This window comes from Streptococcus sp. Marseille-Q6488 (genome assembly GCF_946902925.1).
Lineage (GTDB): Bacteria > Bacillota > Bacilli > Lactobacillales > Streptococcaceae > Streptococcus.
The window spans coordinates 1-11,801 of record NZ_CAMPPZ010000011.1 but is presented as its reverse complement, the minus strand read 5'-3'; the positions used below and the strand labels follow the sequence as shown (position 1 = coordinate 11,801).

Here is an 11,801-nt window from a genome sequence, read left to right as displayed (position 1 = left end):
TCCAACTATTTCTATTTCAAAAAATCCTTACTATATTGTATCACAATCAAACACAAAAAGAAAAAGCAAATGCTAAACAAATGCTTTTAAGGTTTTAAAAAGATTTTTCTAAAGGTTTCTTCTTTGTTTTTTAAAGGAGAGATGACGTTGATATCCAAATCGTGGTCAAAGCCGGCAATTTTTCCTTTAGATGTGTATTGGTGAATATCATAATCTAAGTCAGTTTTAGGACTGCTCTCCAAAAATCCTGAGTTAGAGCCGTAGGACGGAATCCAAACAGAGGTAAACTTGCCTGTATCAATACTGTGTTCTTCCATGAAATAGACCCCAACGTAGATTCCGATGTTTTTAGCACCTAGTGATGCTAGTTTTGCTCGAAAGGCTTCAACACCCTCGTTCATATTGGACATGGTTTTGTCTTCTACGTCTAGCCAGTAGTAACTAGGGCTGTAAGGAGAGGCTGCATTGTAGAAAACCTCAGCGGCTTTTTCCATTTCTTGGACACTTTTTCCAGCTACATAAGTGTAGACAGCAACTGGGACATTCCGCTTTTGAAGTTCAGTGATATGACTCTTATAGGCCTTGTCTATTCCATTGATAAAGGAAGCATCATTTTCTTTTGTCGTTTGAGCACCACTGTGAACACGAACAATAGCGCCTGAAATATTTTGTGAGAGGGCGTCGTAGTTGATTTCCTCAGGACGCTGCCAGCCAGAGAGGTCAATAATCGGTTTGTCTAAGTGTTTCAAAGCCTGTGCTTCAATCTGCGCTATGTTGGATTTTGTTTTAAAGGATTGGTTGTCATTAAGTGGGCGATTGATGATTAAAATGAACATCATAATCCCAAAAAAACCAAATAAAATAAGTGGATGAATTTGTTTTCTCATATCTCATAATTTTACCCTAAAAATGAAAAAAAATCAAAAAAAATGGGTTAAGGAAAGGACTTTGGAGCATTTTTTCATTCAAGGGCGCGGAATGATTTGAAATATGGTATAATAAAAGGGAATTTCTACAGAAAAGAGAAGATTATGTCAAATTTTGCCATTATTTTAGCAGCGGGTAAAGGGACTCGCATGAAATCTGATTTGCCAAAAGTGTTGCACAAGGTTGCGGGTATTTCTATGTTGGAACATGTTTTCCGTAGTGTGGGAGCTATCCAACCTGAAAAGACAGTAACAGTTGTGGGACACAAGGCAGAATTGGTTGAACAGGTCTTGGCTGGACAGACAGAATTTGTGACTCAATCTGAACAGTTAGGGACTGGTCATGCAGTTATGATGACAGAGCCTATCCTAGAAGGTTTGTCAGGTCACACCTTGGTCATTGCAGGAGATACTCCTTTAATCACAGGTGAAAGCTTGAAAAACTTGATTGATTTCCACATCAATCATAAAAATGTGGCCACTATCTTGACTGCTGAAACAGATAATCCTTTTGGTTATGGGCGAATTGTTCGTAATGACAATGCTGAAGTTCTTCGCATTGTTGAGCAAAAGGATGCTACAGATTTTGAAAAGCAAATCAAGGAAATTAACACTGGAACTTACGTTTTTGACAACGAGCGTTTGTTTGAGGCTTTGAAAAATATCAATACCAACAACGCTCAAGGAGAATACTATATTACAGATGTTATTGGTATTTTCCGTGAGGCTGGTGAAAAAGTTGGCGCTTATACTTTGAAAGATTTTGATGAAAGTCTTGGGGTAAATGACCGTGTAGCTCTTGCGACTGCTGAGTCAGTCATGCGTCGTCGCATCAATCACCAACACATGGTCAACGGTGTTAGCTTTGTCAACCCAGAAACAACTTATATTGATATTGATGTTGAGATTGCTCCTGAAGTTCAAATCGAAGCCAATGTTACCTTGAAGGGGCAAACGAAAATTGGTGCTGAGACTGTTTTGACAAATGGTACTTATGTAGTGGACAGCACTATCGGAGCAGGAGCTGTTATTACTAACTCTATGATTGAAGAAAGTAGTGTTGCTGACGGAGTGACAGTCGGTCCTTATGCCCACATTCGTCCAGGTTCAAGTATCGCTAGCCAAGCACATATTGGAAATTTTGTTGAGGTTAAAGGGTCTTCAATCGGCGAGAATACCAAGGCTGGTCATTTGACTTATATCGGAAACTGTGAAGTGGGTAGCCATGTTAATTTTGGTGCAGGAACCATTACAGTCAACTATGACGGTAAAAACAAATACAAGACAGTCATCGGCAACAATGTCTTTGTTGGTTCAAATTCAACCATTATTGCGCCAGTAGAACTTGGTAACAATTCCCTCGTTGGTGCTGGTTCAACTATTACTAAAGACGTGCCAGCGGATGCGATTGCGATTGGTCGCGGTCGTCAGGTCAACAAAGACGAATATGCAACACGTCTTCCTCATCATCCTAAGAATCAGTAGGAGCCTATCATGGAATTTGAAGAAAAAACGCTTAGCCGAAAAGAAATCTATCAAGGACCAATATTTAAACTGGTCCAAGATCAGGTTGAATTACCAGAAGGCAAGGGAACTGCCCAACGGGATTTGATTTTCCACAATGGAGCTGTCTGTGTTTTAGCAGTAACGGATGAGCAAAAACTCATCTTGGTCAAGCAGTACCGCAAGGCCATCGAGGCTGTCTCTTACGAAATTCCAGCCGGAAAGTTGGAAGTAGGAGAAAATACAGACCCTGTCGCAGCAGCCCTTCGTGAATTAGAGGAAGAAACAGCCTATACAGGGAAGTTAGAACTCTTGTACGACTTTTACTCAGCCATTGGCTTTTGTAATGAAAAGTTAAAACTATACCTAGCAAGCAATTTGACGAAAGTGGAAAATCCGCGTCTGCAGGATGAAGATGAGACCTTGGAAGTCCTTGAAGTGAGTCTAAAAGAAGCCAAGGAATTGATCCAATCAGGTCATATTTGTGATGCCAAGACAATTATGGCTGTTCAGTATTGGGAATTGCACAAAAAATAGAGGAGGTCAGTATGGGTAAACCTTTATTAACGGATGAAATGATTGAAAGAGCTAATAGAGGCGAAAAAATTTCAGGTCCTCCTTTGCTAGATGATAATGAGGAGACTAAGATTTTACCAACATCTTCTTCCCGTTTTGGTTATGCCAATCCTAAGGATCATGGTTTTAGCCAGGAAACCTTGAAGATTCAGGTCGAACCGTCTATTCATAAAAGCCGTCGCATTGAGAATACCAAGAGAAATGTCTTCAATTCTAAGTTAAATAAAATATTATTTGCAGTCATTTTTCTCTTGATTTTGCTTGTCTTAGCAATGAAACTGTTGTAATAGAAAAGGAATTGAAATGAAAATAGGAATTATTGCTGCTATGCCAGAAGAACTGGCTTATCTGGTCCAGCATCTAGACAATGCCCAAGAACAAGTTGTTTTAGGGAATACCTATCATACAGGAACTATTGCATCTCATGAAGTCGTTCTTGTAGAAAGTGGAATTGGTAAGGTCATGTCTGCTATGAGTGTGGCGATTTTGGCTGATCATTTTCAAGTGGATGCTCTAATTAATACAGGATCAGCTGGGGCAGTAGCAGAGGGTATTGCAGTTGGTGATGTTGTGATTGCTGACAAATTGGCTTATCATGACGTGGATGTCACAGCTTTTGGCTATGCTTATGGACAAATGGCGCAACAACCGCTTTATTTCGAATCAGATAAAACCTTTGTTGCCAAAATCCAAGAGAGTTTATCTCAATTGGATCAAAACGGGCATCTTGGTTTGATTGCTACAGGAGATAGTTTTGTTGCAGGAAATGATAAGATAAAAGCGATTAAATCCCATTTCCCAGATGTTTTGGCTGTTGAGATGGAGGGGGCAGCTATTGCTCAGGCAGCGCATGCCCTTAATCTCCCAGTCTTAGTCATCCGAGCTATGAGTGACAATGCTAACCATGAAGCAAATATCTCTTTTGATGAGTTTATTATCGAAGCTGGACGTCGCTCTGCCCAAGTCTTATTAGCCTTTTTGAAGGCTTTAGATTAAGCGAAAATTTGACAGTTTTTCTAGCTTATGATAAGATTTAAGTAAAGAAAAGCTAGAAAACGTTTCAGAGGATATTATGAGTATTGAAATGACCGTCAGTGAGATTGCAGAGGTCTTAGGATTATCTCGCCAAGCAATCAATAACCGTGTCAAAGAATTACCAGAAGAAGACACAGATAAAAATGACAAAGGGGTAACAGTCGTTACCAGAAGTGGCTTGATTAAGCTAGAAGAAATCTATAAAAAAACGATTTTTGAAGATGAGCCTGTCAGTGAAGATGTCAAGCAACGTGAGCTGATGGAGATTCTAGTTGATGAGAAGAATGCAGAAATTCTCCGTCTCTATGAACAATTAAAAGCCAAGGATCGTCAGTTATCAGAAAAAGATGAGCAGATGCGCATCAAAGACCGTCAGATTGCTGAGAAAGACAAACAACTCGATCAGCAGCAACAATTGACCCTTCAAGCTATGAAGGATCAAGAAAATCTTAAGTTAGAGCTGGACCAAGCAAAAGAAGAAGTCCAATCCACTAAGAAAGGCTTTTTTGCTCGTTTATTTGGAGGATAATCAAGGAGCTGTTTAGGTTAAATGCTAACCTGATGGCTTCTTTTGTTTCTAATAGTATAGTTGCTCAAGTAATACTCAATGAAAATCAAAGAGCAAACTAGGAAGCGAACCGCAGGCTGCTCAAAGCACTGCTTTGAGGTTGTAGATAAGACTGACGAAGTCAGTTCAAAACATGTTTTTGAGGTTGCGGATAAAACTGACGAAGTCAGTAACTATATCTACGGTAAGGCGACGCTGACGTGGTTTGAAGAGATTTTCGAAGAGTATAAAATAACAGTATAGGAGAGGTAGAAAATGGAACGATTAGAAGATTATATTGCTTTTGACTTAGAATTTAATCAGCACGAAGGACAAATACACTTGATTCAAGTATCGGCAGTGCGTTTTAGAGATGGTCAGGAAATCGACGCCTATGATTCCTATGTCCATACTAGTGTGCCTCTAAAGAGTTTTATCAATGGATTGACGGGGATTACAGCTGAGACCTTAAAAGATGCTCCCCCAGTGGAGGAAGTTATCAAAGATTTCCAAGAGTTTGTGGGTTCTTTACCCATGGTAGGCTACAATGCTGCTAAAAGTGATTTGCCTATTCTAGCAGAGCATGGTTTAGACTACACCCAGCAGTACAAGGTGGATCTGTATGATGAAGCCTTTGAACGTCGTAGTTCAGATTTACATGGCATTGCCAATCTCAAATTGCAAACTGTTGCCTCATTTCTTGGATTTCAAGGTCAGTCTCATAATAGCTTAGAGGATGCTCGGATGACGGCGCGTGTGTATGAGTCCTTCCTAGAATCAGATCAAGCTAGAGAATTGTTAGAGACGGAAAGCAGCTTATCAAACAATCCTTTTGGCGGCTTGGACTTGTCTCAATTATTTGACTAGGAGTGCCTATGAAACCTGAAAAACCTAAAAAATTGGGTTTTAAACAGATTTACCTCAATCTTGATAAAATCCTCTTTCTCTTTTTCTTAATTTTTATGATAGTGGAGTATTTGTGGGTCCCATTCAATTCATGGTTGGCTAGCTTCTTATTAGATCAGACAGGTTATCTTTTTATTTCCTATAATAATGTCTTAGCCATCCTCACTCATTCTCCATTGATTAGTCTAGCTTTTTTAGCCTTGATTGTCATTAACCTTCTGGTTGCTTATTTTCAAATAGGACTCCTCTTTATTGGTGCTCGTCATCTTCTCTATCATGAAAAGCGAAGGCTAATTGAGTATATCCGCAAGGTTTTCCATGAAAGTTTTGGATTTATGAAAAAGCTAACTTGCGCTAAAGCCTTGTTTATCTTTTTCTATATAGCTATGCTTTTTCCTTTTATACGGAAAATGCTGAAGATTTATTATCTCAATAAAATCGTTATTCCAGAGTTTATCCAAGATTATTTAGAAGATAAATATTGGATGTGGTGGCTGAGCATCCTACTTCTATCTCTTATTTTTCTCTATATCTCTGTCAGATTGATGTTTGCCCTTCCGAAGATTGTATATGATCAGCTGACTGTTCGAGAAGCAGTGATGTTTAGCTTGGAGAAAACCAAGAAAAGAGTTGCTTTTTATGCTTGGAATTTATTTTATATCTTGCTAAAGGCAAATTTATTATTTTATCTTCCTTTGATTCCTTTGTTATTGGCTCAAACTTTGGTAGATGACATCACTCAGAGAGAGTCTCTGATTCTTGGTATTTTGAATTTTGTTGTGATTAAAAATCTTTATTATATGGCTCTGACTTACTTTTTGGTTAAATTTGTTTCATTTTTGACAGGAAAGGAGCTGGATATGCTTCCTCGGAGAGAAAAAGATCACATCATGCGATGGGGAGTCATGACTTGTGCCAGTCTTTTCTTTGCCTTAGAAGGTTATATTTATCTGGAGGCTCCCATGGTTCATCTACCTCAGCTTATTTCTCACCGAGGGGTTTCCAATGCAAATGGGATTCAAAATACAGTAGAGTCCTTGGAAACTACAGCACAACTCAAACCAGACTTGGTGGAGACGGACGTGCAGGAGACAAAAGATGGGCAGTTTGTCATGATGCATGATGCAAACTTGAAAAATCTAGCAGGTATCAATAAAAGTCCTCAAGACTTAAACTTGGAGGAGCTTAAAGGGATTGATATTTTTGAAAATGGCTACCAGACTAAAATTTCAAGCTTTGAAGACTATCTCAGTCGAGCCAACGAACTTGGTCAAAAATTACTAATTGAAATCAAAACCAGTAAAAAAGATAGTCCAGACATGATGGACCGCTTTTTAGCCCGTTATGCTGCAAAGCTCAAGATTTATGGGCATCAAATCCAATCTTTAGACTACCATGTTGTTGAAAAAGTAAGACAGTATGATGCCGAACTGCCAGTTTATTTTATCATGCCCTACAATTCTGTCTTTCCTAAAACAAGGGCGACAGGATATACTATGGAGTACTCAACCTTGGATGAATATTTTGTAAGCAAACTATGGACAACGGACCAGAAACTTTATGTCTGGACTGTCAATGATTCAGAAGCTATTAGCAAATCTCTTCACTTAGGAGTAGATGGAGTGATTACAGATGATTTGGAAAAAGTTCAGTGGGAAATAGAAGTAGCCCAAGAAGATCCAGAATATACGGATTTGCTCTTGAAAAAAGCTCTGGAATTCTTTGAATTTTAGTAATAAAAAAGAGGAACAACTATTCCTCTCATGATAGGTAAGTATTCTTGTGAATGCTTGCTTTTTTGTGGTTGCAATTCGTTTACGATAAATGTATGTCTTGTTTTTATTTCAATCAACTTTATAGTAATTTGAGATTGGAATAGTACATTACAACTTCTAAAATGGTACTAAAAATTGGGAAAATTCCTTTATTCTCTATATCCATTAGAAAGAATTGATTAAAAATTAGGAGACTTTTAATTTCTTTTCCGAATAAATAGATAGAAGCATCAAATCTAGTAAATTAGATTAAAAAATGTGCTATAATGAGAGGAGAAGAAATATGACTGTACGTCATCCGGGCATCAGCCCAACTAATGACTTGGTTGCTAAGAAAATTTTCAGCAATCCAGAAATCACTTGTCAATTTATCCGCGATATGCTGGACTTGCCAGCAAAAAATGTGACGATTTTAGAGGGGAGCAACATTCATGTCTTGCCTCCCATGCCCTACTCGGCCCAGGACTTCTATACAAGTATAGATGTTTTAGCTGAACTAGATAATGGAACCCAAGTTATCATTGAGATTCAAGTCCATCATCAGAATTTTTTCATCAATCGCCTGTGGGCTTATCTGTGTAGTCAGGTCAATCAAAATCTTGAAAAAATTCGCCAACGAGAAGGTGATACACACCAGAGTTACAAACATATCGCACCAGTATATGCCATCGCAATCGTGGACAGCAATTACTTTTCAGATGACTTAGCTTTTCATAGCTTTAGTATGCGAGAAGATACGACAGGTGATGTTTTAACCATTACCAACAATGGTCAGGAAAACCATCTAGTCAAGATGGCATTCTTGGAATTAAAAAAATACAGAGAAACCAGCAAAGACGAGGTTCGCAAGCCATGGTTGGAGTTTTTTGGGAACAAGCCCTTTACCCAACACCCCGAGCGAGCCATCAGCCAAGCAGACCAACTACTGGACTATAAGAGCTGGTCCGAGGAGGACAGGAAGATGTTTAGTCAACTACGTATGCGTGAAGAACAAGCCTTGTTAGCACAGGACTATGCCTTGGAACAAGCAGAGGAAAAGGGCTTAGAACTTGGACTTGAACGTGGTCGTGCAGAAGGTATTGAACGAGGTTTAAAGCGTGGTCGTGCAGAGGGTCTTGAACAGGGACTGGAGCGTGGGAAAGTCGAAGGAAGTTTGTCCGTGCTACTAAATCTAGTCCGTCAAGGTCTTTTGACATCTGAGGTTGCCAGTCAACAGCTAGGAATGACCGTGGCTGAGTTTGAGACATTGTTGTAAGACTAGCAATAACGGTTAAGATGGCGTTCTTGGAATTAAAAAAATATAGAGAAACCAGCAAAGATAGTATTCGCAAACCATGGTTAGAGTTTTTCGGGAACAAACCCTTTACCCAACAACCAGAGCGAGCCATCAGCCAAGCAGACCAACTGCTGGACTACAAGAGCTGGTCCGAGGAGGACAGGAAGATGTTTAGTCAACTACGTATGCGTGAAGAACAAGCCTTGTTAGCACAGGACTATGCCTTGGAACAAGCTGAGGAAAAAGGCTTAGAACGTGGTCGTGCAGAGGGTCGTGAACAAGGACGAGAAGAAGGCATTGAAGAGGGATTAAAAGTAGGTTTAGTAAATCTAGTACACCAAGGTCTCCTGACTTCTGAGGTTGCCAGTCAGCAACTGGGCATGACCGTCGCTGAGTTTGAAGAACTATTGAAAGACCATCATAACTAAGAACTAAAAAATACAGAGAAACCAGCAAAGACGAGGTTCGCAAACCATGGTTAGAGTTTTTCGGCAACAAGCCCTTTACCCAGCAACCCGAGCGAGCTATCAGCCAAGCAGATCAACTGCTGGACTATAAGAGCTGGTCCGAGGAGGACAGGAAAATGTTTAGCCAACTACGTATGCGAGAAGAACAAGCATTGTTAGCGCAGGACTATGCTTTGGAAACTGCTAGGGCAGAAGGTATTGAAAAAGGTTTAGAGCGTGGACTTGAACGTGGTCGTGCAGAGGGTCTTGAACAGGGACTGGAGCGTGGGAAAGTTGAAGGAAGTTTGTCTATGCTACTAAATCTAGTACGCCAAGGTCTTCTGACTTCTGAGGTTGCCAGTCAGCAATTGGAAATGACTGTCACTGAGTTTGAGACATTGTTGTAAAATCAGCACTAACATTCAGGAAAATCATCTGGTCAAGATAGGGTTCTTGGAACTAAAAAGACAGGCAAGCGTTTTTGCTTTAGTCTCTTTATCATTTATCTATCCTTTGGCTTCTATGGTATTTGTAGGAATTTTGGAGAGACTTTGGGTATGATTTTGCTATCGGCCTTTCTTTTTGCTTCTTTCCTATATTTATCTGGGTTTTTATGAGTCTGCCTATGGCTGATTTTTGTCATGGTTAGTCTACCTCTGCTACTTGACAAAGCTGGGAGAGCCTACATCAAGTGATTTGGGATAGGAGTTATATCAAATAATATCTCAGGATTTCTGATTTTTCGGAGAGCCTGTTTTTTTATTTGCTGAGTCTAGGATAGGTTTTTCTGGCGATAGATAGCAAGATGAGCAGTTCCGTTTGAATGTCATATAAATTTAAAATTTCTGAAAATAACGAAAAATATACTAAATTTACAAATAAGGAGCCTATAAATCCTTTAAAATAAGCAACATGCATATATATATATATATAATTATCGATTTTCTAAAACAAAGTGAGGTTGAAGGAAGGGAACTAAGTTGATATAATGAAGTGTTAGTAAACACTGGGCTTTTTGTCATTTGTTTAAGATGAAAAAGGTCATGTTTTCCTGTTTTTATTGCGAGTTGATGCCTGCATGAACATGGCTAGAGGAGCAAAGACAGGGTAGAAAGAAAGGAAAAACTATGAAACAGTTTAAAATGAATGAGCGCCAACGCTTTTCTATACGCAAGTTTTCAATCGGAGCAGCCTCAGTCTTGCTAGGGTCTGTCTTTTTTGTGGCTAATCCAGCGACAGAAGTGCAGGCGGCGGAAGCAAATACAGAAGTGGTCACTCCGGATAGGGATGTCAAGCCTGACAATTCATCTGCCCTAAGCTCATCAGAGACAAGCAATCAAAATCTTAACGTAGAACAAGAAGGAGCTAAAGCAAACACTCAAGAGACAGAGAAAAAAGAGCCAGGAGCTCCATCTAAAGATGATGAAGGAAAAGCTAGCTCGATAGTAGATAAGCCAGATGAAGAAAAAGGCGGTAGTGGAGCTAAACCTGTATCTGACGAATCATCTCCCGTGTCTGAGGCAGAAAAAGATAAAAAAGAAGCTCAACCAGAGTTGGAAGAGGAAACAGTATCCATAGATCGCCGAAGCAAATCACCTCAATCTCAAGATAGAAGTGTAGAGAATCAGGAAGAGGAAAGTGTTGCAAGCAGTACAAGTTATATAAATGGTGAAGGAAGTTACTCTCTATCAGATGATATACACAAGCTTCTTCAAAATCTCAAGAACAGTGCTGGAAATCAAGAACAAGTCCAAAAACTCAATGAAGCATACGAAAAATTCAATGCAGCATTGGGAACATCGGAAACTGGACTTGTTGATCAGGAGATTTTTAATGCGGCACTTGAAGAGTATAGAAAGGCTAGTCAACTTCAGCAGGGAGGAGCGGCTAATTTAGATGGAAATCTAAGACATTCTAGGGAAACTTCAAGTTTGAGGGTGGGATTAGCTACTGGAAGAAGCTCTGACCCTCAGTATTCTACTAATAAAGTCGTACCAGTACTGACGGGAGAAGCGGTCGGGAATAATATTCGATTGATAGCTGAGTCTTTAAGTGGTCGTACTATTACAAATATAGATGTGCAAGGACTAGATGGCTTGGGATTGACGAAGTCAAGTTTGAAAACTATAGGATCAAGGGGATATGTAGATTTAACAGGTCGTATTCCTGGAAATAAACATGGTTTATCTAATATCGTTGTCACAGCTACAGATAGCGCAGGTCATAGTGAACATACCACAGTAAGTATTGCTCGTCCTCTACCTACCCCAAGATTTACAACAACTAGTAAAAATTTAGAAGGACAAGCTAATGAGAAACCAGTAGTTTCTGGTACTATTGGCACAAAGGCGGAGCCTAACAATCTTCCATCTGATGCTGAGTTAAAAGCTTATTTAGTAACCGGAGGACGGCAAAATCCTTATAGTTACTTACCAGAGGCAGATGGTTATCATGTTGTTGCGGAAGCCCCAGTAAAGACAGATGGGAGCTTTGATTTTGTTCCTCCTAAATATAGTGATCAAACAAAAGGAATAGGAACGGATAATCTTAGACTTGTAGTGGCGTATGTTCGTAAGGGAACAAATACTACATATTACGAAGGATTGAAGACGGACTTTTCAGCAAATAGTATTCAGGCGACAGCGCCTGCACCGAAGTTAGATAAGGCTGGTGCAATAGAAGCAATTGATACTGAAGAAAGAACTCAAAAAGGCAATATTACCAATAATGGAGGATTAACTTCAGATGAAAAAGCTAGTCTAACAGCAGCTGTTACCGCAGCAGCAACAACAGCAAGAAATGAAATCAATA

Annotated in this window: 11 protein-coding genes and 2 pseudogenes; 12 read left to right on the top strand and 1 reads right to left on the bottom strand. The window is 39.5% G+C overall.

Annotated elements, in window-relative coordinates:
* Positions 1 to 86: 86 nt before the first annotated feature.
* A complete protein-coding gene (locus OVN23_RS06025) occupies positions 87 to 887 on the bottom strand; it encodes a glycoside hydrolase family 25 protein (RefSeq protein WP_267240821.1) in 801 nt (266 codons plus the stop codon).
* 144 nt (positions 888 to 1,031) lie between these two features.
* Between OVN23_RS06025 and glmU the strand changes: the two genes are divergently transcribed.
* From glmU to OVN23_RS05965, 12 genes and pseudogenes are all read left to right on the top strand, one after another.
* Positions 1,032 to 2,411 (top strand): bifunctional UDP-N-acetylglucosamine diphosphorylase/glucosamine-1-phosphate N-acetyltransferase GlmU, encoded by a 1,380-nt coding sequence (glmU, locus tag OVN23_RS06020; RefSeq protein WP_267240820.1) that lies wholly within the window; start codon positions 1,032 to 1,034, stop codon positions 2,409 to 2,411.
* A gap of 9 nt (positions 2,412 to 2,420) precedes the next feature.
* Positions 2,421 to 2,966, top strand: coding sequence for an NUDIX hydrolase (locus tag OVN23_RS06015; protein ID WP_218764130.1), 546 nt, complete (start codon positions 2,421 to 2,423; stop codon positions 2,964 to 2,966).
* 11 nt (positions 2,967 to 2,977) lie between these two features.
* The gene (gene macP / locus OVN23_RS06010) at positions 2,978 to 3,292 is read left to right on the top strand and encodes a cell wall synthase accessory phosphoprotein MacP (protein ID WP_000517865.1); all 315 of its coding nucleotides are present in this window, start codon (positions 2,978 to 2,980) and stop codon (positions 3,290 to 3,292) included.
* Positions 3,293 to 3,308: 16 nt separating this feature from the next.
* The gene (locus OVN23_RS06005; protein ID WP_049534950.1) at positions 3,309 to 4,001 is read left to right on the top strand and encodes a 5'-methylthioadenosine/adenosylhomocysteine nucleosidase; all 693 of its coding nucleotides are present in this window, start codon (positions 3,309 to 3,311) and stop codon (positions 3,999 to 4,001) included.
* 76 nt (positions 4,002 to 4,077) lie between these two features.
* Positions 4,078 to 4,569 carry a chromosome segregation protein RocS gene (gene rocS, locus OVN23_RS06000; protein ID WP_000021242.1) on the top strand — a complete coding sequence of 164 codons (492 nt, stop codon included), beginning with the start codon at positions 4,078 to 4,080 and terminating at the stop codon, positions 4,567 to 4,569.
* Positions 4,570 to 4,647: 78 nt separating this feature from the next.
* A complete protein-coding gene (locus OVN23_RS05995; RefSeq protein ID WP_240153447.1) occupies positions 4,648 to 4,851 on the top strand; it encodes a hypothetical protein in 204 nt (67 codons plus the stop codon).
* A 12-nt stretch (positions 4,852 to 4,863) separates the two neighbouring features.
* Complete coding sequence (locus tag OVN23_RS05990) at positions 4,864 to 5,454, top strand: 3'-5' exonuclease (RefSeq protein WP_172924589.1); 591 nt, start codon at positions 4,864 to 4,866, stop codon at positions 5,452 to 5,454.
* A gap of 8 nt (positions 5,455 to 5,462) precedes the next feature.
* Positions 5,463 to 7,226, top strand: a complete 1,764-nt coding sequence (locus tag OVN23_RS05985) for a glycerophosphoryl diester phosphodiesterase membrane domain-containing protein (RefSeq protein ID WP_172924590.1) — start codon at positions 5,463 to 5,465, stop codon at positions 7,224 to 7,226.
* A 325-nt stretch (positions 7,227 to 7,551) separates the two neighbouring features.
* Positions 7,552 to 8,523 (top strand): Rpn family recombination-promoting nuclease/putative transposase, encoded by a 972-nt coding sequence (locus tag OVN23_RS05980; protein ID WP_267240813.1) that lies wholly within the window; start codon positions 7,552 to 7,554, stop codon positions 8,521 to 8,523.
* A gap of 14 nt (positions 8,524 to 8,537) precedes the next feature.
* A pseudogene (locus tag OVN23_RS05975) lies at positions 8,538 to 8,972 on the top strand (hypothetical protein); the annotation flags it as partial.
* Positions 8,969 to 9,397: pseudogene (locus OVN23_RS05970) on the top strand (hypothetical protein); the annotation flags it as partial. The pseudogenes OVN23_RS05975 and OVN23_RS05970, both read left to right, overlap by 4 nt.
* Before the next feature lie 720 nt (positions 9,398 to 10,117).
* On the top strand, positions 10,118 to 11,801 hold a 1,684-nt coding region (locus tag OVN23_RS05965; RefSeq protein WP_267240812.1), incomplete at its 3' end, for a YSIRK-type signal peptide-containing protein.